21 protein-coding genes are annotated in these 23,463 nt (G+C 62.9%); 8 read left to right on the top strand and 13 right to left on the bottom strand.

All coding sequences use genetic code 11. From position 1 onward, the window contains the following. Positions 1-148 precede the first annotated feature (148 nt). Positions 149-1,513 (top strand): putative bifunctional diguanylate cyclase/phosphodiesterase, encoded by a 1,365-nt coding sequence (locus CR103_RS12065; RefSeq protein ID WP_099916223.1) that lies wholly within the window; start codon positions 149-151, stop codon positions 1,511-1,513. A gap of 176 nt (positions 1,514-1,689) precedes the next feature. Here CR103_RS12065 and guaA read toward each other — a convergent pair whose 3' ends face one another. Beyond that, on the bottom strand, positions 1,690-3,300 hold the full coding sequence (gene guaA, locus CR103_RS12060) for a glutamine-hydrolyzing GMP synthase (protein ID WP_099916222.1): 1,611 nt from the start codon (positions 3,298-3,300) through the stop codon (positions 1,690-1,692). Between the two features lie 89 nt (positions 3,301-3,389). Beyond that, entirely contained in the window at positions 3,390-4,850 is a 1,461-nt protein-coding gene (gene guaB, locus CR103_RS12055) for an IMP dehydrogenase (protein ID WP_099916221.1), read from the bottom strand. A gap of 165 nt (positions 4,851-5,015) precedes the next feature. Between guaB and CR103_RS12050 the strand changes: the two genes are divergently transcribed. After that, positions 5,016-5,546 carry a DUF4124 domain-containing protein gene (locus CR103_RS12050; protein WP_099916220.1) on the top strand — a complete coding sequence of 177 codons (531 nt, stop codon included), beginning with the start codon at positions 5,016-5,018 and terminating at the stop codon, positions 5,544-5,546. 1 nt (position 5,547) lies between these two features. Here the strand turns inward: CR103_RS12050 and CR103_RS12045 are convergent, their stop codons facing one another. Both CR103_RS12045 and CR103_RS12040 read right to left on the bottom strand, forming a co-directional pair. After that, entirely contained in the window at positions 5,548-5,838 is a 291-nt protein-coding gene (locus tag CR103_RS12045) for an RnfH family protein (protein WP_099916219.1), read from the bottom strand. Then, a complete protein-coding gene (locus CR103_RS12040; RefSeq protein ID WP_099916218.1) occupies positions 5,828-6,262 on the bottom strand; it encodes a type II toxin-antitoxin system RatA family toxin in 435 nt (144 codons plus the stop codon). Before CR103_RS12040 ends, CR103_RS12045 begins: the two co-directional genes overlap by 11 nt. 98 nt (positions 6,263-6,360) lie before the next feature. Here CR103_RS12040 and smpB point away from each other — a divergent pair, with 98 nt between their 5' ends. After that, the gene (smpB, locus tag CR103_RS12035) at positions 6,361-6,810 is read left to right on the top strand and encodes an SsrA-binding protein SmpB (protein ID WP_099916217.1); all 450 of its coding nucleotides are present in this window, start codon (positions 6,361-6,363) and stop codon (positions 6,808-6,810) included. 31 nt (positions 6,811-6,841) lie between these two features. Here the strand turns inward: smpB and CR103_RS12030 are convergent, their stop codons facing one another. After that, the gene (locus CR103_RS12030; RefSeq protein ID WP_099916216.1) at positions 6,842-8,050 is read right to left on the bottom strand and encodes a multidrug effflux MFS transporter; all 1,209 of its coding nucleotides are present in this window, start codon (positions 8,048-8,050) and stop codon (positions 6,842-6,844) included. Between the two features lie 252 nt (positions 8,051-8,302). Here CR103_RS12030 and CR103_RS12025 point away from each other — a divergent pair, with 252 nt between their 5' ends. Beyond that, the gene (locus tag CR103_RS12025) at positions 8,303-9,475 is read left to right on the top strand and encodes a TIGR03118 family protein (protein ID WP_099916215.1); all 1,173 of its coding nucleotides are present in this window, start codon (positions 8,303-8,305) and stop codon (positions 9,473-9,475) included. Between the two features lie 104 nt (positions 9,476-9,579). Here CR103_RS12025 and CR103_RS22065 read toward each other — a convergent pair whose 3' ends face one another. The 5 genes from CR103_RS22065 to CR103_RS12010 all read right to left on the bottom strand — a co-directional run bounded on the left by CR103_RS22065 (position 9,580) and on the right by CR103_RS12010 (position 12,680). Next, positions 9,580-9,843 carry a hypothetical protein gene (locus CR103_RS22065; protein WP_143752584.1) on the bottom strand — a complete coding sequence of 88 codons (264 nt, stop codon included), beginning with the start codon at positions 9,841-9,843 and terminating at the stop codon, positions 9,580-9,582. Further along, positions 9,840-10,760 carry an SPFH domain-containing protein gene (locus CR103_RS12020; RefSeq protein ID WP_099916214.1) on the bottom strand — a complete coding sequence of 307 codons (921 nt, stop codon included), beginning with the start codon at positions 10,758-10,760 and terminating at the stop codon, positions 9,840-9,842. The genes CR103_RS22065 and CR103_RS12020 overlap by 4 nt, the downstream gene beginning before the upstream one ends. Positions 10,761-10,796: 36 nt before the next feature. After that, complete coding sequence (locus CR103_RS12015) at positions 10,797-11,219, bottom strand: NfeD family protein (RefSeq protein ID WP_099916213.1); 423 nt, start codon at positions 11,217-11,219, stop codon at positions 10,797-10,799. 160 nt (positions 11,220-11,379) lie between these two features. Beyond that, the gene (locus tag CR103_RS22670; protein WP_180279362.1) at positions 11,380-11,550 is read right to left on the bottom strand and encodes a hypothetical protein; all 171 of its coding nucleotides are present in this window, start codon (positions 11,548-11,550) and stop codon (positions 11,380-11,382) included. Further along, entirely contained in the window at positions 11,547-12,680 is a 1,134-nt protein-coding gene (locus CR103_RS12010; RefSeq protein WP_099916239.1) for a PepSY-associated TM helix domain-containing protein, read from the bottom strand. Before CR103_RS12010 ends, CR103_RS22670 begins: the two co-directional genes overlap by 4 nt. 104 nt (positions 12,681-12,784) lie before the next feature. Here CR103_RS12010 and CR103_RS12005 point away from each other — a divergent pair, with 104 nt between their 5' ends. Further along, positions 12,785-14,962, top strand: coding sequence for a TonB-dependent receptor (locus CR103_RS12005; RefSeq protein ID WP_099916212.1), 2,178 nt, complete (start codon positions 12,785-12,787; stop codon positions 14,960-14,962). Positions 14,963-15,067: 105 nt separating this feature from the next. On the opposite strand, the gene ppsA is transcribed toward CR103_RS12005, so the two are convergent. Further along, positions 15,068-17,494, bottom strand: coding sequence for a phosphoenolpyruvate synthase (gene ppsA, locus CR103_RS12000; RefSeq protein ID WP_099916211.1), 2,427 nt, complete (start codon positions 17,492-17,494; stop codon positions 15,068-15,070). Between the two features lie 209 nt (positions 17,495-17,703). Here ppsA and ppsR point away from each other — a divergent pair, with 209 nt between their 5' ends. From ppsR to CR103_RS11985, 3 genes are all read left to right on the top strand, one after another. After that, positions 17,704-18,552, top strand: coding sequence for a posphoenolpyruvate synthetase regulatory kinase/phosphorylase PpsR (ppsR, locus tag CR103_RS11995; RefSeq protein WP_099916210.1), 849 nt, complete (start codon positions 17,704-17,706; stop codon positions 18,550-18,552). A 521-nt stretch (positions 18,553-19,073) separates the two neighbouring features. After that, entirely contained in the window at positions 19,074-20,246 is a 1,173-nt protein-coding gene (locus CR103_RS11990; protein WP_099916209.1) for an MFS transporter, read from the top strand. A gap of 54 nt (positions 20,247-20,300) precedes the next feature. After that, positions 20,301-21,134, top strand: a complete 834-nt coding sequence (locus tag CR103_RS11985) for a metallophosphoesterase (RefSeq protein WP_099916208.1) — start codon at positions 20,301-20,303, stop codon at positions 21,132-21,134. Between the two features lie 162 nt (positions 21,135-21,296). Here the strand turns inward: CR103_RS11985 and CR103_RS11980 are convergent, their stop codons facing one another. Beyond that, positions 21,297-22,229 carry a cupin-like domain-containing protein gene (locus CR103_RS11980; RefSeq protein ID WP_370659437.1) on the bottom strand — a complete coding sequence of 311 codons (933 nt, stop codon included), beginning with the start codon at positions 22,227-22,229 and terminating at the stop codon, positions 21,297-21,299. Positions 22,230-22,252: 23 nt separating this feature from the next. Next, a complete protein-coding gene (locus tag CR103_RS11975) occupies positions 22,253-23,452 on the bottom strand; it encodes an EAL domain-containing response regulator (RefSeq protein ID WP_099916237.1) in 1,200 nt (399 codons plus the stop codon). Positions 23,453-23,463: the final 11 nt, after the last annotated feature.

Genomic DNA, 23,463 nt, shown 5'->3' with positions numbered 1-23,463 from the left:
CGCACGCTTGATGGCGCCGAGTATTTCTGCGTCATTCGCTCCTGCCTCGACACCCTGCGCAAGCAAGGCCACAACATGCTTGCCGTGCTGCAGCAGGCCTTCGCCGGCACTCCTATTCAGTCAGCTGTATAGCGGCTGAATAGTTACGTTGGATTTAAGTATCGTTTTCGAGCACTCTATTGAAGGTATTATTGCATTTAGAAAGAATGGGATTATCCTGAACTGCAACCCGGCTGGCGCACAAATTTTCGGTGAGCCAGCGCAGGCAATTATCGGTCGCAATCTGGCAGACCTTGTCGCTTTCGCTGAAGGCCGCAATTCAGAGGTTCCATTTGCGATTGGTTTGTGGGAAACGCAAGCATTGCGCAATAACGGAACTGACTCTGCCGTCGAAATCACGGTGAGCGAGACGCGCTTGACGGGCGAAATGCAAATGATCGCAATTATCCGCGACATCACCGAGCGCAAGGAGACGCAGGACCGGCTGGCTTTCCTCGCCAACTACGACAGCCTGACAGGATTGCCCAACCGCGTTCTTTTCCGCGACCGCCTGGTACGGGCGATGGAACGCGCGCGGCGCGGCAATCAAGGAATGAGCTTGATGTTTCTCGACCTTGATCGATTCAAAGTCGTTAATGACAGCCTCGGCCATGAAGTCGGCGACCTGTTGCTGATCCATGTGGCAAAGCTTCTCACGTCCACACTGAGGAAGGTCGATACAGTCGCCCGCAGTGACGGTGAAGCATCCACGGTGTCGCGATTGGGCGGTGACGAGTTCACCATTATCGTCGAAGGGCTTAAACATGCGAGCGCGGCAGCCGAAATCGCCGAGCGAATTCTTAAGGAACTGGCGGAGCCCTTCGTTCATGCGGGTCAGGAAATTTACATCTCCACCAGCATTGGCATATCGCTTTACCCGGCAGACGACACCGACCTCGATGGCCTCATTCGCCATACTGACATGGCGATGTATCGCTCGAAGGACTTGGGCCGCAACACGTACAACTTTTACAGCGATGATATGAATGCCACCGTCGCGGCCCGACTTGCGCTCGAAGCCGACTTGCGGCATGCGCTCGAACGCGGCGAATTTGCCCTGCACTACCAACCCAAGATCAACATTCGAACAGGCGCTGTTTCCGGTGTTGAAGCGTTGATCCGGTGGAGCCGCCCAGGGATGGGCACGGTTGCACCGGGGTTTTTCATATCTGCATTGGAAGATACCGGAATGATCGTGCCGGTCGGCGCGTGGGTGATTCAGGCAGCGTGTGCTGAAATTGCATACTGGGACCAACTTGGTTTGCTCCCTCTATCCCTTGCTGTGAACCTGTCAGCGCGGCAATTCCGGCAACATGATCTGGCAGAGATGATTGGGGAAACATTGCGCTCGACGGGCCTACCTGCTAATCGACTTGAGCTTGAACTGACGGAAAGCCTCCGCGCGGGGCGTTTGATCTGCCGGATCAACGAGGCAGCGGCCGCTGGACCTCGTTCTTGCCAGCAGTTGCGCTAAGTACTCGTCGAGAAATAAATGTGAGGTTTTGGCAAACAGAACCGGATGCGATGCAAGGCGGTCGGTGAGCCGCAGTGCGAGCACTGCAAGCAGCGGCCAACACAGCAGCGCGGCGGTTATGGACGCCAAAATGCACATTTATTTTTTTGCGGGTACTTAGCTTGCCAGCGCGGACCTCACTCCCACTCGATCGTCGCCGGCGGCTTCCCCGAAATGTCGTACACCACCCGGTTGATCCCCCGCACCTCATTGATGATCCGGTTCGACACCTTGCCCAGCAACGCGTGCGGCAAATGGGCCCATTGCGCCGTCATGAAGTCGAGCGTCTGCACCGCGCGCAGCGCCACCACGTATTCGTAGGTGCGCCCGTCGCCCATCACGCCGACCGATTTCACCGGCAAAAACACGGCGAAGGCCTGGCTGGTAGCTTCGTACCAGTTGCGCGGCGGCTCGCCCGAATCGATGCCTTCGATCGGCGCGGCCTCGAACACGGTGTTGCGCAGCTCTTCAATGAAAATCGCATCGGCGCGCCGCAGCAGATCGGCAAAGTCCTTTTTGACTTCGCCGAGGATGCGCACGCCAAGGCCCGGGCCTGGGAACGGGTGGCGATACACCATGTCGTGCGGCAGGCCAAGGGCGACGCCGAGTTTGCGCACTTCGTCCTTGAACAGTTCGCGCAAGGGTTCCAGCAGTTTCAGGTTCAACGTTTCGGGCAGGCCACCGACGTTGTGGTGACTCTTGATGGTCTGGCCCTTCTTGCCCTTGCCCGCGCTTTCGATCACGTCCGGGTAGATCGTGCCTTGCGCCAGCCAGCGCGCGTTGGGCAGCTTGTCCGCTTCGACCTGGAAGACCTCGACGAATTCGCGGCCGATGATCTTGCGCTTCGCTTCCGGATCCGATACGCCGGCCAGGTGGCCGAGGAACTGCGCTTCGGCGTCGACCCGGATGACTTTGACGCCGAGGTTCTTGGCGAACATGTCCATCACCATCTTGCCTTCGTCCAGGCGCAGCAGGCCGTGGTCGACGAACACGCACGTCAGCTGGTTGCCGATGGCGCGGTGGATCAGCGCCGCGGCGACGCTCGAATCGACGCCGCCCGACAGGCCGAGAATCACTTCGTCGCTGCCGACCTGCTCGCGGATCTTGTCGATTGCTTCCGTAATGTAATCGGGCATGTTCCAGTCCGACTTGCAGCCGCAGATCTCGTGCACGAAGCGGCCCAGCATCGCCTTGCCCTGCACCGTGTGCGTCACTTCCGGGTGAAATTGCATGCCGTAGAAATGGCGCTCTTCGTCGGCCATGGCGGCGATCGGGCAGCTTGGCGTGTTGCCCATCAGCTTGAAGCCGGGCGGCATCTCCAGCACCTTGTCGCCGTGACTCATCCATACCCTCAGCATGCCGTGGCCTTCGTCGGTGACGAAGTCGTTGATGCCGTTCAGCAGAGCCGTATGACTGCGCGCGCGCACTTCGGCGTAGCCGAACTCGCGCACCATGCCGTTTTCGACCTTGCCGCCCAGCTGGGCGGCCATGGTCTGCATGCCGTAGCAGATGCCCAGCACCGGCACGCCCAGTTCAAACACCGCCTGCGGCGCGCGCGGCGATTCGCCCTCCAGGGTGGAGCTGTGGCTACCCGACAGAATCACCCCGGCGGCGCCGTAGTTGCGCACGAATTCGTCGCTGACGTCGTACGGGAACACTTCGGAAAACACACCGGAATCGCGCACGCGGCGGGCGATCAGCTGGGTGACCTGGGAACCGAAATCGAGAATGAGGATTTTTGAATGCATTGGGAGGAGATAGGTAATGACAAATGTAAGACTGAGGAGGCTGACAATGCAAACGCGGCGAACAAGTCGCCGCGTCGTCGCTGGATTTTTTACTCGGAACGGTAGTTCGGAGCTTCCTTCGTGATCTGCACGTCGTGGACGTGCGATTCGCGCATGCCGGCCGAGGTGATCTCGACAAACTCGGCTTTCTCGCGCAGTTCGTCGATCGTCGAGCAGCCGCAATAGCCCATCGACTGGCGCACGCCGCCGACCATCTGGTAGATGATCGCCAGCACGCTGCCCTTGTAGGCGACCCGCCCTTCGATACCTTCCGGTACGAATTTTTCGGCTTTGGCGTTGGCGTCCTGGAAGTAGCGGTCGGCCGAGCCGTCGGCCATCGCGCCCAAGCTGCCCATGCCGCGGTACGACTTGTAGCTGCGGCCCTGGTACAGGATCACTTCGCCCGGCGCCTCTTCAGTGCCGGCGAACATCGAGCCCATCATGACGGTCGATGCGCCCGCCGCCAGCGCCTTCGAGATGTCGCCCGAAAAGCGAATGCCGCCATCGGCAATGCACGGCACGCCAGAACCCTTGAGTGCATCGGCGACATTCGAAATCGCGGTTACTTGCGGCACGCCGACACCGGCGACGATGCGGGTGGTGCAGATCGAGCCGGGACCGATGCCGACCTTGACGGCGTCAGCGCCGTATTCGACCAGCGCCAATGCCGCCGCCGCAGTGGCGATGTTGCCGCCGATGACGTCGACCTGCGGATACTTGGTCTTGATCCAGCGCACCCGGTCGAGGATGCCCTGGGAGTGGCCGTGGGCGGTGTCGACCACGAGCACGTCGACACCGGCCGCAACCAGCAGGTCGATGCGCTCTTCGTCGCGTTCGCTGACACCCACCGCGGCGCCCACCAGCAGTTTTCCTTGCGCGTCTTTCGACGCGAACGGGTGCTCGTGCGACTTCTGGATGTCTTTTACCGTGATCAGGCCGCGCAGCTCGAACTCGTCGTTGACGACCAGCACGCGCTCGAGGCGGTGCTTGTTCATCAAGCGCTTCGCCTCGGTGGTGTCGGCCTGTTCGTTGACATACACCAGCTTTTCGCGCGGGGTCATCTTGGCGCGCGCCTCGGCATCGAGCTCTTCCTCGAAACGCAGGTCGCGGTTGGTGATGATGCCGACCACGGTCTTGCCTTCGACTACAGGAAAGCCGCTGATGCCGTACTGTTCGGTCAGCTTGATGACGTCGCGGATTTTCATGTCCGGCGGGATCGTGATCGGGTCGCGCAGCACGCCTGCCTCAAACCGCTTCACGCGCACCACTTCGCGCGCCTGCTCTTTCGGCGTCAGGTTCTTGTGGATGATGCCGATGCCGCCCTCTTGCGCCATTGCAATCGCCAGCCGTGCTTCCGTGACGGTATCCATCGCGGCCGACAGCAAGGGAATATTCAAGGAGATATTGCGGGTCAGGCGAGTCTTGAGGGAGGTGTCGGCGGGAAGAACGTTTGAGTAAGCCGGGACGAGCAGCACATCATCGAACGTGAGTGCTTTTTGAAGTAGACGCATAGCATTTTCCTATTGGCGCAAAAGTGAATTATACAGAAACTTCGCCCCCTCGTCCCAGCCGTGGCGCAAAATTGACCGGCAGCCGGGCCTTTGCGCGGCGGTGTGGATTGACAGCGGGCGAAAATCGTGGCGTAGTGACGTACGGCAACTGACCTGGAACCAGCAATGAACCGATTTCTTCGCGCGCGCCTGCTGGCCGCCGGCGCTTTGCTCGTGCTCTCGACGCTGGCACAGGGGCAATACATGTGGATCGACGAAAAAGGCATCAAACAATTTTCCGACCGCGCCCCGCCGGCCTCGGTGCCGCTGAAAAACATCCTGAAAGCGCCCCGCGGCGTGGCGAGCGCGGCAATGGGCCTGGCAACCGCGCCGGCCGGAACTATGGCGTCCGATGGCGGCGATGCGCCCGCGGACGCCAAGCCGAAGCAGGCAGCGCCGACCGTGGCCGAGCGCAACGCCGACTACCGCAAACGCGCCAGGGACAAGCGCGAAAGCGAACAAAAGGAAAGTGACGAGCGCATCGCCAAGGCCGGGCAGCTTGAAAATTGCGAACGGGCACGCTCGGCGAAACAGTCGATCGACTCGGGCGCGCGCATCGGCATCCGGGACAAGAGCGGCGAGCGCGGTTTCATGACGGATGAACAGCGGGTGGTGGAATCGACAATGATCGACACGCTGCTGGCCGGCTGCAAATAATTCAGCCGCCCTTTTTTACCGCGCGGCGGCGCCGGCTGTCCTTCGGGTCGGCCACCAGCGGGCGGTACAGCTCGATCCGGTCGTGTTCGCGCAGTACCGTGTCGAGCGGCCTTTGTTTGCCGAATATGCCGACCGGATGCGCCGCCAGGTCGAGCTGCGGCAACCCGGGCAGCGCACCCAAGGCGGCGATTGCCTGGCCGATCGTGGTGCCGGGCGGGACTGACAATTCGCGCAGGATTTCGATGTCCGGCGTGGCGTAGCACAAGCTGACGTGCACCAGGTCAGTTTCCATACACCGTCTCCGCCCGCTTGCAGAAAGAATCGACCATACTGTTGGCGATCATGCCGAACACCGGGCCGATCAGCTGCTCGAGGAACATGTTGGAAAACTCGTAGTGCAGGTCGAATTCGACCTTGCAGGCGTCGGCCCGGAGTGCCTTGAAAGTCCAGATGCCGTCCATCACCTTGAACGGGCCGTCCACCAGCTTCATCGTCATCCGGGTCGGACGGGTGTTGACGTTGGATGTCGTAAAGCTCTGCTTGACGCCATGGAAATTGATGCCCAGGCAGGCGACCAGCTTATCGCCGGCGTGTTCGAGTACCTTGACGCCGCCGCACCAGGGCAAAAATTTGGGATAATCATCGACCTTAACGACCAGATCGAACATCTGTTCAGCGCTGTAGCCGAGAAATACTGTCTTGTGCACTACTGCCATGAGTCTGCCATTTGCTATGATGTTGGATATGTTGCATCTGTACCGCGTGTCGCCCAGCGCGACACCCTAGTTTAACCGACCCGCGCATTTTATAATTCATGAGCATTGTAGACAACAGAAAAGCCTTTCACGACTATTTTATCGAGGACCGGTACGAAGCCGGCATCGTTCTCGAGGGATGGGAAGTGAAGGCAATCCGCGATTCGCGCGTGCAGATCAAGGAAGCTTACGTGGTCGTGCGCGGCGACGAGCTGTTCCTGTTCGGCGCCCACATCAGCGCGCTGTCCACCGCCTCGTCGTTTAGCCATCCCGACGCGGTGCGCACGCGCAAGTTGCTGCTGCACCGCGCCGAAGTGGACAAGCTGATCGGCAAAATCGAGCGTTCCGGCTTCACCCTGGTGCCGCTGAACCTGCACTTCAAGGGCGGCCGGGTGAAATGCGAGATCGGCCTGGCCAAGGGCAAGAAACAGCACGACAAGCGCGCTACCGAAAAAGAGCGCGACGGCAAGCGCGAAGTGGCCGCTGCCATGAAGACCCACACGCGCTAACGGCAGGTCGCCTTCGCTCGCGAGGACGACCTCAATTGCTCGCCGAAGTTGCCAACTCAACCGGCGCCGAGAACCGTTCCAGCGCACTCAGGCGCCAGCAGATAAAACTGAGCACCAGGCCGGCCAGCATGCCGCAGGCCAGCTTCAATGCGCTGCCGAACAGCATGGGCGCCACCAGGCCCGAGACGATCGCAAAACAGATCATTTGCACGAACGACATCATCGACGACGACAGCCCGCGGTTGTCTGGAAACAGCGCAAACGCGCTCAGCTGGACGGCGGGAATCGCCGCCGCCAGGCCAAACGTGAACACCATCAGCGGCAACACCGCCCACGGCACCGCGGCGGCGAACAGCGCGTTGTAGCCGACGCCAAGCCCGGCCCCGAGCGCCATGATGCCAAAGCCGATCCATTTCATCTTCTTCGGTGCGAGGCTTCCGGCAACCTTGCCGCCCCATGCCGAGCCGAGCACCATGCCGCTGATGAGCGGGATGAACAACCAGCCGAACGCCGTTTCCGGCAGTTGCAGGATTTCCATCACGAAGTTGGCGGCCGAGCCGATATACAGCGACAGGCCGCCGAAGGCCATGCCGACCGTCAATGACAGCAACACGAAGCGCGGGTTGCGCATCACCTTCAGATAATTGGCGGCGATCGCGACCGGATGGAAGGGGTGGCGGTCGGCCTTGGCCAGGCTTTCCGGCAAGGCACGCCAGGCCAGCAAAAACATCAGCGCGCCGAAGGCCGCGAGAAAATAGAACGTCGAGCGCCAACCGAAATGGACGTGCAGCCAGCCGCCCACCACCGGGGCAATGGCCGGCGCCAGGCCGAACACCATCATGATGTGCGACATCATCTTCTGCGCCTGCGCGCCGGAAAAGCGGTCCTGCACAATGGCCGCGCCGATCACCGAGCCGGAGCCTGCCGCCAGGCCTTGCAGCGCGCGAAACACCAGCAACCAGCCAAAGCTCGGCGCGAATGCAGCGCCCAGCGACGCCAGCGTATAGACGGCCAGCGCCACCATGATGACCGGGCGGCGCCCGAAGGAATCGGACAAGGTGCCGTAAAACAGCATCATGAAGGCAAACGCAAACAGGAAGACGCTCAGGGTCTGCTGGACCGCCAGCGGGCCGACGTTGAATTCGCGGCCGATCGCCGGAATCGACGGCAGGTAAGTGTCGATCGCCAGCGCGCCCACCATGCCGAGACAGGCGAGTATTACGGTCAACATTCGCTGCATGTTCAAGTGCCTTGTAAAAATAGTGGCGCCGCACAGTGCGAAACACCGGGCCGAATTCTACCGTCAATCGACGTTTGTTACTTCCTCCAAATATATCTTCACGCGGTCACCTAATTTCATGGCCGAGTCCGGTTTGTTTGGCCGTCCTCAAGGTCCGCCGCCCGGCAGCAGGCACGATTTGTGGTGATGTATTTGTCAATATTTTCGTTTTTTCCTTTCGCTTTTCCCTTTTTTATTGTGAGGATAATCGCCATGAACACGTTTCGCCATCATCACGCCGCCCGCCTCGCCTGCACGCTGGCGCTCGCCGCCACCGCCGCCACTACACCGGCATTGGCCGACACCGCCCGCTACCAGCAGCGCAACCTGGTCGCCAACACGGTTGTGCTGGATGCCCGGACGAGGGCAGAAAACGTCGACCCCAACCTGGTCGACCCATGGGGCCTCGCCTTCAATCCCTTCGGCTTCGCCTGGCTGTCGGAGCGCCATACCGGTGCATCGACCCAGTACAACGGCGACGGCCATCCGCAAGCCTTGGTGGTCACCATCCCGCCCGCCGTGGGGAGTACGGCCGCCAGCGGCAAGCCGACCGGCATCGTCTGGAACGGCGGCCCGGGATTCGTCGTGCGCCAGGGCAAGCAGTCGGCGCCAAGCCAGTTCATCTTCGCCTGCGCAGACGGCAGCATTGCCGCGTGGGCGCCGACGGTGGACGCAACACATGCCGTGCGCGTGTTCCCGCGGTTTTACTCGAGCAACGCGCTCTACACGGGCCTGGCGATCGGCGCCGACGGCGCCCGCCAACTGCTGTTCGCCGCCGACTTCCGTAACAACAGGGTCGATGTATTCGACACCAACTTCGCCTGGATCGTCCTGCCCGGCAGGCCCTTCGTCGACCCGCAACAGGCGCCCGGCTACGCGCCGTTCGGCATCCAGGCGATCAATGGCAACGTTTACGTGACGTACGCGAAACAGGAGGCCTTGGGCGATGGCCGCGTTGGCCCGGCTTCAGGCGGCGGCTTCGTCAGCGTGTTCGCGCCGGATGGCCGCTTCCTGCGCCGCCTCGTCTCGAACGGTCCGCTCGACAAGCCGTGGGGACTGGCGCTGGCACCGGCCGGCTTCGGGCGTTTCGGCAACCGCCTGCTGGTGGCCAATGCCGGCAACGGCGCCATCAATGCGTTTGACTCAGGCAGCGGCAAATTCGCCGGCCGCCTGCGCGGCGCCAACGGTCAGCCAATCGCCATCGACGGCCTGAAGGCCATTGGCTTCGGCCATGGCCTGACCAGACATCCGGTCGGCACGCTGTATTTCAGCGCCGGACCGGGCAACGGCAGGTACGGCTTGTACGGCCGGCTCGACGCCATGGCTTCCAAAGTGCACGAGCACGATGTCGACGTCGACGTCGACGCCGACGCCGACATCAAGTAGGCTGCATCTCGACCAAAAGCGAGACGGTTGACGAACACCACGTCGCCCTCGAACAGGTTGGGACGCATAAGATTCCGAACAGGACCAGGAACAACAGCAAGCTTTTATTGGCACGCCAGACGTTTTTCATTATTCGCGGCCGGCTGCGCCACAGGTAATACGGGACAGTAAGCATCGTGGCGACGATCATGCCGATGTTGAGCCAGCGCGAACGGATGCACGGCCATGAACAGCAGGGCGAACAGCGCCGGCCTGGTCGGTCGCGTTTGCAAGTGAATAAAATTAATTGGATTTAACATCGCAGGTAGCAGCCGGCCTTGCCCTTGAAGGTCATTACCGCAGCCAGCCTGCGCACCGTCTGAATTCACTTTTGTGCTTTCACGATCTGCATCGCGCTGGCGATCAGCCCGCTCATTTCGCCCAGGTTGGCCGGCACGATGATCGAGTTGTTGGTCTTGGCCAGGTTGGCAAAGGCATCGACGTATTTTTCGGCGACCCGCAGGTTGACCGCATCCTGGCCGCCCGGCTCGTTGATGGCGCTGCCGATCTGGCGCAGCGCGGTGGCGCTGGCCTCGGCCAGCGCGACGATCGCCGAGGCCTGGCCCTGGGCGCGGTTGATCTGGGCCTGCTTCTCGCCTTCCGAGCGGGCGATTGCCGCCGCCCGTTCGCCGTCGGCGATGTTGATCTGCTCCTGCTTACGCCCTTCGGAGGCGGCGATCAGGGCGCGCTTTTCGCGCTCGGCGGTGATCTGCGCCTGCATCGCGTGCAGGATTTCTTTTGGCGGCGTCAGGTCTTTGATCTCGTAGCGCAGCACCTTCACGCCCCAGTTGGCGGCCGACTCGTCGATCGCGTTGACGATCGTCGTGTTGATGTGGTCGCGCTCTTCGAACGTCTTGTCGAGCTCCATCTTGCCGATCACCGAACGCAGCGTGGTCTGCGCCAGCTGCGAAATGGCGGCGATATAGTTCGACGAACCGTACGAGGCGCGCATCGCATCGGTGACCTGGAAATAGAGGATGCCGTCGACCTGCAGCTGCGTGTTGTCCTTGGTGATGCAGACCTGCGGCGGCACGTCGAGCGGGATCTCCTTGAGGATGTGCTTGTAGGCGATGCGGTCGATGAACGGCACCACGATGTTCAGGCCCGGCGCCAAGGTCGCATGGTATTTGCCGAGCCGCTCGACCACCCACGCATGCTGCTGCGGCACCACGTTGATCGTCTTGAACACGAATACCATCGCCACCACGAACACCACCAGCGCCACCGTTCCGAAATTGAATTCCATTGTTTTCCTTTTTTTGGATTTTTTGATTTTCTTACATCAGGCGCCGGTGACGATCAGCCGGCTGCCCTGCACTTCGACGATCTTGAAAACGCCTGCCTGCGGCTGCGCGCCCTGCCCCAGTTCGACGTCCCACAAGGCGCCGCGGTACATCACCCGGGCCTGGCCACCCTGCCATTGTTCGACCCGCAGGTGCTGGCCGATGTCGAGGTTGACGTTCGGGTCGCGCGCCGGATTGCCGCGCGCCGGCCGGCCGAAGCGGCTGCGGTGCAAGAGGCCCGTGGCAAGCACGCCGACCAGCGCGGCGGCGACGGTTTGCGCCGCCCCGCTCAAGCCGGCCAAAGCGGCGAGCGCGCCGAAGCCGAGCCCGATCGCGATCATCAACAGGTAAAAAGTGCCGATGAACAGTTCGAGCGCCACCAGCACGCCGGCCGCCACCAGCCAATTGATCCAGTCCGCCATGTCAGTTCCCTTCGATTGAAATCGTGGCCGGTAATTCAGAAGACAAAAACCCCCGTGACCGGCAAGAGGCGACGAGGGTTCTTGTTGCAGTGTGAAGAGTTTCGATGGCTATTTTTTCCAATATTCCAATAGCTTCAGTCTAGCCTGTTTTGCCAGGGAGTCAATCTTTCGTTCCGGAAAGCCGTCGCAGCGCGTGCCATGCGCCCACCGCGACCGGTACCGCCAGCGCCAGCGCGGCGAGGTCGTCCCACCCGCCCTCGCCGACCAGGGCACCGGCCAGGCCGGCCGCGGTCAGCAGCCCCAGCAGGATTGGCATGCCCCATAGCTTCATGCCGCCTCCAGGCTGGCGCCGGCCTGCGCCGCGGCCTTGGCAGCCCTGGCGCGCCTGGCCCACAGGTACAAGCCGCTGCCCAGCATGATCATGGTGGCGACATCGAACAGCGCCCACAGAAACTGCATCGGGGCGCCGCCGTAGTCGCCAAAATGCAGCGGCTGCGACATCAGCAGCGCCACCAGATACCATGGCAGACTGCGGCGATCGGTCACCTGTCCGCTCTGGGCGTCGACCAGCACCGGTTTGTACAGGCGCGCGGTCAGCGCTGTGTCGCCGCGCATGAAGACGCCGTAATGGTGGGTGCTGCTGAACGGCGTGCCGGGAAAGGCGACGAACGCGACCTTCATGCCCGGCTCGGCCGCTTCGGCGCGCGCCACCGCCAGCTGGACCGACGCGGTGGCCGGCGCCGGCGCCATGCCCTGGTACGGCCGCAGCATCTCTGCCACCTCGGTGGTTTGCCAAACGTTCAGCAGCAGCTCGGCCCAGGTGTTGATCATGCCGGTCGCCCCCACCACCAGCGCCCACACCAGGGTGACGATGCCGAGCAGGTTATGCAGGTCGAGCCACTTCAGGCGCCTGGTGCGGTCGCGGCGCACGGTGCCGAAATCGAGCTTGCGCATGAACGGCGCATACAGCACCACACCGGAGACGATGGCCACCAGCAGCAGCAGGCCCATCAGCCCGAGAAACAGCTTGCCCGGCACGCCCGCGTACAGGTCCACATGCAGGTGAAACATCAGCGACATGAAGGCGCCGCCCTCGAAGGCCGGCTCGGCCAGCACGCGGGCGCTGCGCGCATCCACCGCGATCGGCTTGTAGTTCGGATCGGTCGGATTATCGCCCAGGGTCAGGTTCCATATGTCGGGTTCGTCCACTTCCTGCGACATGTACATCATGATCTTGTCGGGATACATCGCCCGGCCGGCGGCAATCACCTCGTCGACGCCGGCCCGCGGCGTACCGGGCGCCATGCGCGGCGCGGCGGCATCGTTGCCGAGCAGGTGCACGATGTCGTGGTGGTAGATCAGCGGCAACCCGGTGATGCAAAGCAGCAGCATGAACAGGGTGCATACCAGGCTGCTCCATTTATGGATCCAGGCCCAGCGGCGCACGGTGGAAGAAGTCATCGGGATTGGCGGCGTGAAGGAATGTAAATAATAATCGTTCTCATTTACAAACACAAGCGTGGTGGGCATAATGAGAACAATTATCATTCACAGGATGGCACGCCATGCATACGCCGCACTTTCCGCTTTCCCCAATAGCGCTCGCCGCCCTGTTGCTCGCCGGCGCCGGCGCGCACGCCCAGCCCCCCGTCGATGCTGAAGCGCTGCCCACGGTCATCATCAGCGCCTCGGCCGACGCTTCGGCACAGGGTTTGCCGCGTGCCTACGCTGGCGGCCAGGTGGCCCGCGGCGGGCGCCTGGGCTTGCTTGGCAACGTCGACATGATGGATACGCCTTTTAACACGACCAATTACACCCAGGCGCTGATCCAGGACCAGCAGGCGCGCAGCGTCGCCGACGTATTGCAGAACGATCCATCGGTGCGGGTCGCGCGCGGCTTCGGCAACTATCAGGAGCTGTACGTGATCCGCGGCTTTGCCGTCAACTCGGACGACCTTGCCTACAACGGACTGTACGGCCTGCTGCCGCGCCAGTTCGTCGCCTCCGAATTGCTCGAACGGGTCGAAGTGCTGCGCGGCGCCAGCAGCTTTCTGAACGGCGCCGCGCCGGGCGGCGGCGGCGTCGGCGGCGCCATCAACCTGCTGCCCAAGCGCGCCGCCAATACGCCGCTGACCCAGCTCACCGTCGGCGTCGACGGCGCCGGCCAGGCCTACGCCGCCGTTGATGTCGGCCGCCGCTTCGGCCCTGGCAACAGCAGCGGGCTGCGCGTCAACGCGGTGCGCCGCAGCGGCGACACCCCGGTGGCGCGCGAGGGGCGCGACCTGAGTGTGCTGGCGTTCGGGTTCGACCACCGGGGCCGCAACTTGCGCGTCTCGGCCGACATCGGCTACCAGGACCACCAGCTCGAGGCGCCGCGTCCCAGCGTGACCGTCGGCGCCGGCCTCGACGTCTTGGCCGCACCAGGCGCGCGCAGCAACTGGGCGCAGCGCTGGACCCGCTCAAGCGAGCGCGACACCTTCGCCACCCTGCGCGGCGAAGTCGACCTGGCCAAGGATGCGGTGGCCTGGGCCGCGCTGGGCGCGCGCTCCGGCGACGAGGCGAACATCCTGGCCGCGCCGACCATCACGCGCGCCAACGGCGACGCGTTCATGGTCCGCTTCGACAACGCGCGCTTTGACAAGGTGCGCACCGGCGAAGTGGGCGTGCGCGCCAGTTTCGCCACCGGCCAGGTCAAGCATACGGTCAGCGCCACGCTTTCCGACTTCGCGCAAAAATCGCGCAACGCCTATGCGATGAGCGATTTTTTCAGCGGCTTCGCCACCAACCTGTACCGCCCGGTCGACGTCGCCGCCCCAGCCGCCGACTTCTACACCGGCGGCAGCCTGGCCAATCCGCTGCTTACCCACAAGAGTATTTTGTCGAGCTACGCGCTGGCCGACACGCTCTCGTTCGCCGCCGGCAAGCTGCGCGTCACCGTGGGCGCGCGCCATCAGCGCATCAAGGACTTCGGCTACGACTACACCAGCGGCGCCGAAAACGCGCGCTACGACCAGAGCGCGCTCACCCCGGTTCTTGGCGTGGTGGTCAAACCGGCCCCTGGCGTGTCGCTCTACGCGAACTACATCGAAGCCCTGCAGCAAGGCCCGGTCGCCGCCGGCACCAACATCGACAACGCCGGCGCGACGTTCGCGCCGTTCACGTCGCGCCAGAAGGAAATCGGCGTCAAATACGACGCCGGCAAACTGGGCATGAGCGCCGCCCTGTTTGCCACCGCGCAGCCGTCCGCTTACATAGTGAACCGCCATTTCGGCGTCTTCGGCGAGCAGCGCAACCGCGGCCTGGAACTGTCCGCCTTCGGCTCGCCGCTGCGCGGCGTGCGCGTGCTAGGCGGCCTGACCTTGCTCGACGCCGAGCAGCGCGTCACCGCCGGCGCCGTCAACCAGGGCAACGATGCCATCGGCGTACCCCGCACCCAGTTCAATGTCGGCGCCGAGTGGGACCCGGCCGGCGTTCCCGGCCTGACCCTGAATGCGCGCACCGTCTACACATCAAGCCAGTTCGCCGACGGCGCCAACCTGCAGAAGCTGCCGTCCTGGGGGCGCCTCGACCTCGGCGCCAGCTACGCCACCCGCTTCGCCGATCGCGCAGTGACGTTGCGCGCGCGGATCGACAACGCCACCGGCAAGGACCACTGGGCCTCGGCCGGCGGTTACCCGGGCGCCGGCTACCTGGTGCTGGGCGCACCGCGCAGCGTGGTGCTGTCGGCGTCGATCGACTTGTAGAGAAAATGGGGTCCTTGCGAAGGCGCGGACCCCATTTCGCTTTAACGTAAAAAAACCCCGCTGCCAGTGAAGGCAACGGGGTTTTTATTTATTCCGCTGTGCCGATTACTTCTTCAGCGACGCCAGCTTTTGCCACGTATCGATTACCGAGTCGGGATTGAGCGACATCGACTCGATGCCTTCTTCGACCAGCCAGGCGGCGAAGTCGGGATGGTCCGATGGTCCCTGGCCGCAAATGCCGACGTACTTGCCGGCCGCGCGGCACGCCTTGATGGCGCGCGACAGCAGCGCTTTGACGGCCGGGTCGCGCTCGTCGAAGTCGGCCGCCAGCAGCGCAATGCCGGAGTCGCGGTCCAGGCCCAGCGTGAGCTGGGTCAGGTCGTTCGAGCCGATCGAAAAGCCGTCGAAAAACTCGAGGAACTCTTCCGCCAGGATCGCGTTGGACGGCACTTCGCACATCATGATGATGCGCAAGCCGTCCTTGCCGCGCTCGAGACCGTGGGCCTTCAGCAAATTGATGACCTTCTCGGCCTGGCCGAGAGTGCGCACGAACGGCACCATGATCTCGACGTTGGTTAGGCCCATGTCGTTGCGCACCCGTTTCATGGCGGCGCATTCCATCTCGAAGGCGCCGGCGAAGTCGGCCGCCAGGTAGCGCGCCGCGCCGCGGAAACCCAGCATCGGATTCTCTTCGTCCGGCTCGTAGCGCGAACCGCCGATCAGTTTCTTGTACTCGTTCGACTTGAAGTCGGACAGGCGCACGATGACCGGCTTCGGCCAGAATGCCGCGCCGATGGTGGCGATGCCTTCGGCCAGCTTGTCGACATAGAAAGCGCGCGGCGAAGCGTGGCCGCGGGCGACCGACTCGACCGCTTTTTTCAGGTCCGCGTCGATGTTCGGATACTCGAGGATCGCCTTCGGATGCACGCCGATGTTGTTGTTGATGATGAACTCGAGACGGGCCAGGCCGACGCCGTGATTCGGGATCGACTGGAAATCGAACGCCATCTGCGGATTACCGATGTTCATGGTGATCTTGACGTCGATCGGCGGCAGTTCGCCGCGCGCCACTTCCGACACTTCGGTTTCCAGCAGGCCGTCGTAGATCATGCCCTCGTCGCCCTCGGCGCACGACACCGTGACAAATGCGCCATCCTTGAGCAGTTCGGTGGCGTTGCCGCAACCGACAACGGCCGGCACGCCCAGTTCGCGCGCGATGATCGCCGCGTGGCAGGTACGCCCGCCGCGGTTGGTGACGATCGCCGACGCGCGCTTCATCACCGGCTCCCAGTTCGGGTCGGTCATGTCGGCCACCAGCACGTCGCCGGGCTGGACGCGGTCCATCTCCGACGGGTCGCTGATGACGCGTACGGGACCGGCGCCGATCTTCTGGCCGATGGCGCGGCCGGATGTCAGCACCGTGCCCTTGCCCTTGAGCTTGAAGCGCTGCTGCGCGTCGGTGGTCTTCTGCTGCGATTTGACGGTTTCAGGGCGCGCCTGCAGGATGTAGATCTTGCCGTCGCGGCCGTCCTTGCCCCACTCGATGTCCATCGGACGGCCGTAGTGATCTTCGATGATGACGGCGTACTTGGCCAGTTCCACCACTTCGGTGTCGGTCAACGAATAGCGGTTGCGCATCTCGATCGGCACGTCGACGGTTTTTACCGAGCGGCCGGCTTTCGCCTCGCTGGTAAATTCCATTTTGATCAGTTTGGAGCCGATGTTGCGGCGGATGACGGGCGACTTGCCCAGTTTGAGCATTGGCTTGTGGACGTAGAACTCGTCCGGATTGACCGCGCCTTGCACCACTGTCTCGCCCAGGCCGTAGCTCGAGGTAACGAACACCACGTCCTTGAAGCCGGACTCGGTGTCGATGGTGAACATCACGCCGGCGGCGCCCAGGTCGGAGCGGACCATGCGCTGCACGCCCGCCGACAACGCCACTTCGGCGTGGGTAAAACCCTTGTGGACACGGTACGAGATGGCGCGGTCGTTGTACAGCGACGCGAACACGTGCTTCATCGCTTCCAGCACGTTGTCGATGCCGACGACGTTCAGGAACGACTCCTGCTGGCCGGCAAACGACGCATCCGGCAAATCTTCGGCGGTGGCCGACGAGCGCACGGCGAACGACATCTCGGTGCTCGAATCGGCGACCAGGCGATCGTAGAATTCTGCGATTTCTTTTTGCAGGCGCGCCTGGAACGGGGTCTCGACGATCCACTTGCGGATCTCGGCGCCGGCGACGGCGAGCGAGCGCACGTCGTCGATGTTCAGGCCTTCGAGGCGGCTAGCGATACGGTCGCCGAGCGAAGCGCCGCCATTGACGGCGTGATCGAGAAAGTCGCGAAACGCCTGAGCCGTGGTGGCAAAGCCGCCCGGCACGCGCACGCCGGCGCCGGCCAATTGGCTGATCATCTCGCCGAGCGAGGCGTTCTTGCCGCCGACCGATTCCACATCGGTCATGCGCAAGGTGTCGAACGAGGCGACATAGACTGCCTCCCCGCCGGTTGCCCCGATGGGGTCCTGCATTGCTGCGTTAGACAAGCTTGTCATAATAAACATCCTTACTGATGATAGAAATCTTCACGTGAGGCTGGCGACCATGTTTTCTTGTTATTCTGGGGCTCGTGCAGCACAATTGAATCTGTTACAGAACATTTTACAGCGTGCGCCGGCAATTTACAGCCCACAATCTTGAAACTATTACAGCACTTAACAAACTCCCATCACATACAACCATGTCTATTGAATCCCGCCCTCCCATGCCGGCGTCGTCCCACACCGTGTTTTTCGTCTCGGACGGCACCGGTATCACGGCGGAAACCTTCGGCCACGCCGTCCTTTCGCAGTTCGACATGCGGTTTCGCCAAATACGTTTGCCGTTCATCGACACCATCGACAAGGCGCACGACGCCGCCCGCAAGATCAACGAGGCGTTTGCCGCCGACGGCCAGCGCCCGATCGTGTTCTCGACCCTGGTCAAGCCCGATTTGTCGGCGGTGATCCGCACCGCCAGCGGCATGCACATGGACCTGATCCAGACGTTCGTGGCGCCGCTCGAGCAGGAACTGGGGGTCAAGTCGACCCACACCATCGGCCGCTCGCACAATATCGTCGACAGCCAGGAGTACAAGGCGCGCATCGAGGCGATCAATTTTTCGCTGGCCCACGACGACGGCCAGTCGCACAAGAACCTGGCGTCGGCCGACATCATCCTGGTCGGCGTATCGCGCTCCGGCAAGACGCCGACCAGCCTGTACCTGGCAATGCAGTACGGCATCAAGGCCGCCAACTATCCGCTGATCCCCGACGATTTCGAGCGCGGCAAGCTGCCGTCGTCGCTGCAGGTGTTCCGCGACAAGATCTTCGGCCTGTCCATCACGCCGGAGCGCCTGTCGGAAATCCGCCACGAGCGCCGCGCCGGCAGCAAGTACGCATCGATCGAGAACTGCCGGTACGAAGTCAACGAAGCGGAACTGATGATGAAGCGCGAGGGCATCCGCTGGCTGTCGTCGACGACGAAATCGATCGAGGAAATCGCCACCACTGTCTTGCAGGAGATCAAACCGAACCGCCGGGATTACTAGTCAGAAACACGCGGGGGCCGGGTCGCCCTTGCGAATGCGGGTGTCGCAAAAGGGCGAATGGCCACAACTGACACGTCGTCCTCGCGAATGCGGGGACCCAATTTTTCGAGAGTATCGACAATGCCTGGCTTCGTCCGTTAAAAAGATGGCCAACTAATCGGGCAAATTGGGTCCCCGCATCCGAGGGGTGTTGCAAAAAGACGAATGGCCACAACTAACACGTCGTCCTCGCGAATGCGGGGACCCAATTTTTCACGAATCTCGACAATGCCTGGCCTCGTCCGTTAAAAAGATGGTCAACTAATCGGGCAAATTGGGTCCCCGCGTGTGCGAGGACGACATCATAATTACGGCCATTTGACGTTTTGCGACACCCTCGCACGCGGCGACCCTTTGCGCTATCAGGCCAGCGAATACCCGACATCACCACTTGAAAGCGGACTGTCCGCCAATCACCGTCTATAGTGGCGGTCCCTCGCGCCGGCGCTTCCGGCATCCGCTTCTATCGTCCCGAGTCCACCTTGATAAAAAAAAGCCTGGTTCCGCTGGCCCTTGGCGGCTTTGGTATCGGTATGACCGAATTTGTGATGATGGGCATCCTGCCCGACATCGCCCACGGCCTGGCTATTACCATTCCCCAGGCCGGCTATCTCATTTCCGCCTACGCGCTCGGCGTTGTCGTCGGCGCGCCGACCTTGGTGGCCCTGCTCGCCAAGCGGGCGCCGCGCAGTGTGCTGATCTGGCTGATGCTCATCTTTACGGTGTTCAACGCGCTGTCGGCGTTCGCCCCCAACTTCCACCTGATGATGCTGTCGCGCTTCATGGCGGGCTTGCCGCACGGCGCCTTCTTTGGTGTCGGCGCAGTCGTCGCCAGCCGGCTGGCCGACGAAGGCAGGAGTGCGGCGGCGGTAGCGACGATGTTAGCCGGCCTGACCCTGGCCAACGTGCTCGGCGTGCCGTTCGGCACCTGGCTAGGCCACAACCTCAGCTGGCGCGCAGTGTTCCTCATCGTTGCCGGTATCGGGCTGCTCACCGCCATCAGCCTGAAAAAGCTGGTGCCGTGGTTCCCGCCCAACCCTGGCGGCAGCTTGCGCCAGGATCTGCGCATCTTCCGCAAGCCCAGCCTCTGGCTGGCCATCGCCATCACCGCGATCGGCACCGGCGGCTTCTTCGCCTGGTTCAGCTACATCGCGCCGCTGCTGAGCGATGTGACCCGCTTCGGAGCGGGCACGATCCCGATCATCATGACCGTTGTCGGCGTGGGAATGACGACCGGGGTCCTGTTTGGCGGCAAGCTGGCCGACAAGTTCGCGCCCCTGCCCGCCATCCTGATCCTCCTGGTGACGATGGCGACGCTGTTGTTCCTGAACGGCGTGCTGGCCGCCTCGCAACCGGCGATGCTGGTACTGGCCTTCGCGACCGGCGCCAACGCATTGGCGCTGGGGCCGCCGATCCAGATGCTGCTGATGGAGCATTCGAAGGGAGCCGAAATGCTCGGTTCCTCGCTGGGCCAATCCGGCTTTAACATCGGCAACGCCACCGGCGCCTTCCTGGGGGGCATTCCCTTGAGCCTCGGCTACTCCTACGTATCGGCGCAATGGGTGGCCACCGGCCTGGCCCTGCTAGGGGTCGCGCTGGCGCTGCTGATGCTCGCGCTTACCGGGAAAGCCCAAGCCGTCAGCGCCGCCGCCTGAACGTCCAAAACAAGACGCCGGCGCGGCTGAGCGTCGGAGCTATATACTACTGCCATGCGCATACAGCTCTTTTCCGACCTTCACCTCGAACGTGATCCCCATTTTCGTCCCTACATCGCGGCCGACACCGACGTCGTCGTCCTGGCCGGGGACATCGGCTCCTATCAGCCGGGCTCGCGCCTCGGCTCCGAAGATTTTGGACTGGAGCGGTTTTCGCCGCTTGGCCCGGGCTCGCAGTGCGCCAACGTCCTCTATGTGCCGGGCAACCACGAGTTCGATGCGCTTGAATTCGACGACACGTATGCTCGCCTGCGCGCCACGTGCGAGCGTCTCGGCATCACCTGGCTCGAGCGCGAAACCGTCACGATCGGGCGCGTTCGGTTTGTCGGCACGACCTTGTGGAGCGACTTCGACGCGCTGGTCGGCAAGGAGCACGATGCGACGAAGCAGATGCAGCAGCGCGAAAAGGCGTACCGGGCCGCCAACTACTATTTAAAAAAGAACACGACGTTGACATCCGGCGAACCGGTGCTGGCCGAGCAACTGCGCGTGATGGCCCTGGAATGCCAGGCCTGGCTTCGCGCCGCGCTGGCCCTGCCCTTCGACGGCGTCACTGTCGCGGTGACGCACTTTGCGCCGAGTCTGCAAAGCGCCGACCCGCGTTACGGTCTGACGTCGAGCACGTCCGGCTTTTGCAACAGCCTCGATGCGCTGTTCCCGCTGGTCGACGTCTGGATGCACGGCCACCTGCATTGCGCCAACGACTACCTTGTTCAGGGCCGCGAAAACAATCAAGCCTGGTCATGCCGGGTGGTCGCCAATCCGCTCGGTTACTTGAGCAAGGGCGAGCAGGCGGCGTTTCGCCAGCATCTCGTCATCGAGGTGTAATCGACACGGTTCAGCGTGACGGTGCTGCCGCGCGCGGCGCGGGCATTACGGCGCCGTCCGGAAAAAATACAGCAGACATCGCTTTGGCACTGGATGCGCTGTTCGACCAGCGAGCCGAAAATTTAAGAAGCCGGGACACCGGCTTGTTGCTGGAACTTTTGACTATTCCGCCACCCGCCGCAGCGATGAATCGCCCTGCAACGCAAACGGCACAGCCCTCGCCCAGCGGTTGGCGGAAAGCGAAAACGTCAGCGCGCGCACCTGGTGGTACCACCCCGCCGGCACATACAGCATCTCCCCAGGATCGACGAGGCATTCGATCATCGATGCCTGGCACGCCAGAGGGAATTTCTCGAAATCCGGCGCCTCCGGATCGAACGGGGAGCCGAACAGGATTGCGTTCGCCTCTCTCGTGTACAGAAATTCGCCGTGGTGCGGCGGCGACAGGAAAATGCGTTTACTGCCCCATATCTGCGCGAAGATATTATCGTCATAGTCGCAGTGCAGCGGCGTCACCGTTCGCGCGGGGCCGATCCAGAAGCGCGGCGGGCCCATCTTGTCGAAATATGCGGGCCAATGGCACATGCTGTTCAATTCGCGCAATTCCAGGTTGCCCAGGTAGGGTGGCGGATATTCGGATCCGTCCGAAACAAGGTCCAGATACTCGCGCATCGACATGTCGCGCATCGCCCGGTCGACGGCGAACGCGGTGTTGATGTAGTCGCCCACCCGCGCGCGCACCGGCAGGTGGCCGAAGCGCTCGTGGAGCAGCTGCGGCGTGAACTGGGACAACGGCCAGCGCCCGACCAGGCCGGTGATCAGGAAAGGCAGGCCGAGCGCGGCGCGCGCGCGAAAGGCCGCGGCATCGAGCTTGCCGACGCGCGGCACTACGGAGATAGCCGGCAGACCGCGGGCGGCACGCCGGATCGCCTCGCGCATTGCGTCGATCGAGGCAACGCCGCGTACCTGCGCATCCTTGCGCTCGCGCGCCTGCTTTCTGGCGATCGCGTCGTCAAGCGACCCGGTATCAAGCGCCAGCGTCGGCGGCAACCGCGACAAGGCGCGATCGGGCGTCGGTTCTTCTTTGTTACCCACGGGATGTCTCTGGTCCGTCACATCTAAAAAAACAAACGCCAGTCTTCCAGCCAGCCTGGAAACGCATCGGCCTCCATCGGCCGCGCGATATGGTAGCCCTGGGCGTAGGTGCAGCCCAACCCCTGCAAAAAATCCCAGTCCTGCTTGGTCTCGACGCCGACCGCCACCGACATCCGGTCCAGGCTGCGCGCCAGTCCCAGGCAGGAACTGAGCACCGTGCCCAGCGCGCGTTTTTTCGAGGCGCCGTCGACGAAGCTGCGGTCGATCTTCAGTTCCGAGAAGGGAATGCGCGCCAGCAGCTGCAGGTTGGAGCGGCCGGTGCCGTAGTCGTCGATCGCCAGGCCGTAGCCGGCCATCCGCAGCCGCACCAGCCGCTCGACGAAACTCGGGTCGGTGGTCAGTACCGACGATTCGGGCATCTCGAAGGTGATGTAGTCGGGCAGCAGGCGGTGGCGGTTGACGCAGGCGCCGATCTGCTGCATGAAGGCCGGATGGGCCAGCGTCTCCGGCGCCAGGTTGATCGAGATCGAGATCGGGATGCCCTGGTCGTGGAACTGGCGGCAGCGCTCGACCGACTTTTCGATCATGCTCCAGTCGAGGAAGTCGATGCGGTTGTTCTGTTCGAGCGCGTCGATGAAAGCCGACGGCCCCAGCACGCCGTGCTCCGGATGGCGCCAGCGCGCGAACGCCTCCAAGCCCTTGACCTGGCCGGTTTGCAGTTCGATCTTGGGCTGGAAAAACGGCTCGAATTGGCGCGCCTGCAGGCCGATCCCGACTTCGGAGAACGTGAAGCTGGGGCCTTTCGGCGTACGGTTGGCCGCCAGCACCGGCGGCGTGTAATTGTCCAGCAGCGAAGCGAGCCTGGCGTTCGACACCGGTTTGGTCATGGTGCCAAGCAGGTCGAAGCCGTAAGCCTGCGCCATCGTCTCAACCGAAAACATCAGGTTGCCGGTCTGCGCGCCGACCACGATCAGGCGCGCGCGGCAGTTCATCGCCGCCAGCGTGCGGATCAGTTCCAGGCCATCCATGCCGGGCAGCGCAAGGTCAATGATCGCCACGTTCACCGTCGGCGTGAACGCGTCCTGGAAACAACGCAAGGCGGTATGACCGTCGTGCACTTCGGTGACCTGTCTGGCGCCGAGCCGGCCCAGCATGTCGACCATGGCCAGCCGCTGCGCCGGATCGGCTTCCGCCACCAAAAAATGCAAATGCGCGATGTCCATCATTACTCCAC

The organism is Massilia psychrophila, from assembly GCF_002760665.1.
Lineage (GTDB): Bacteria > Pseudomonadota > Gammaproteobacteria > Burkholderiales > Burkholderiaceae_D > JAFCUW01.
This window is presented reverse-complemented; position numbering and strand designations above follow the sequence as displayed.

What these genes read in the sequence shown, in the direction of transcription:
- CR103_RS11985 (WP_099916208.1), top strand. Translation starts at nt 20,301, where the DNA reads ATGCGCATACAGCTCTTTTCCGACCTTCACCTCGAACGTGATCCCCAT.
- CR103_RS12005 (WP_099916212.1), top strand. Translation starts at nt 12,785, where the DNA reads ATGCATACGCCGCACTTTCCGCTTTCCCCAATAGCGCTCGCCGCCCTG.
- CR103_RS12015 (WP_099916213.1), bottom strand. Translation starts at nt 11,219, where the DNA reads ATGGCGGACTGGATCAATTGGCTGGTGGCGGCCGGCGTGCTGGTGGCG.
- CR103_RS12045 (WP_099916219.1), bottom strand. Translation starts at nt 5,838, where the DNA reads ATGGAAACTGACCTGGTGCACGTCAGCTTGTGCTACGCCACGCCGGAC.
- ppsR (WP_099916210.1), top strand. Translation starts at nt 17,704, where the DNA reads ATGTCTATTGAATCCCGCCCTCCCATGCCGGCGTCGTCCCACACCGTG.
- CR103_RS22670 (WP_180279362.1), bottom strand. Translation starts at nt 11,550, where the DNA reads ATGAAGCTATGGGGCATGCCAATCCTGCTGGGGCTGCTGACCGCGGCC.
- smpB (WP_099916217.1), top strand. Translation starts at nt 6,361, where the DNA reads ATGAGCATTGTAGACAACAGAAAAGCCTTTCACGACTATTTTATCGAG.
- CR103_RS12030 (WP_099916216.1), bottom strand. Translation starts at nt 8,050, where the DNA reads ATGCAGCGAATGTTGACCGTAATACTCGCCTGTCTCGGCATGGTGGGC.
- CR103_RS12010 (WP_099916239.1), bottom strand. Translation starts at nt 12,680, where the DNA reads ATGACTTCTTCCACCGTGCGCCGCTGGGCCTGGATCCATAAATGGAGC.
- CR103_RS12050 (WP_099916220.1), top strand. Translation starts at nt 5,016, where the DNA reads ATGAACCGATTTCTTCGCGCGCGCCTGCTGGCCGCCGGCGCTTTGCTC.
- guaB (WP_099916221.1), bottom strand. Translation starts at nt 4,850, where the DNA reads ATGCGTCTACTTCAAAAAGCACTCACGTTCGATGATGTGCTGCTCGTC.
- ppsA (WP_099916211.1), bottom strand. Translation starts at nt 17,494, where the DNA reads ATGCAGGACCCCATCGGGGCAACCGGCGGGGAGGCAGTCTATGTCGCC.
- CR103_RS11975 (WP_099916237.1), bottom strand. Translation starts at nt 23,452, where the DNA reads ATGGACATCGCGCATTTGCATTTTTTGGTGGCGGAAGCCGATCCGGCG.
- CR103_RS12025 (WP_099916215.1), top strand. Translation starts at nt 8,303, where the DNA reads ATGAACACGTTTCGCCATCATCACGCCGCCCGCCTCGCCTGCACGCTG.
- CR103_RS12020 (WP_099916214.1), bottom strand. Translation starts at nt 10,760, where the DNA reads ATGGAATTCAATTTCGGAACGGTGGCGCTGGTGGTGTTCGTGGTGGCG.
- CR103_RS12040 (WP_099916218.1), bottom strand. Translation starts at nt 6,262, where the DNA reads ATGGCAGTAGTGCACAAGACAGTATTTCTCGGCTACAGCGCTGAACAG.
- guaA (WP_099916222.1), bottom strand. Translation starts at nt 3,300, where the DNA reads ATGCATTCAAAAATCCTCATTCTCGATTTCGGTTCCCAGGTCACCCAG.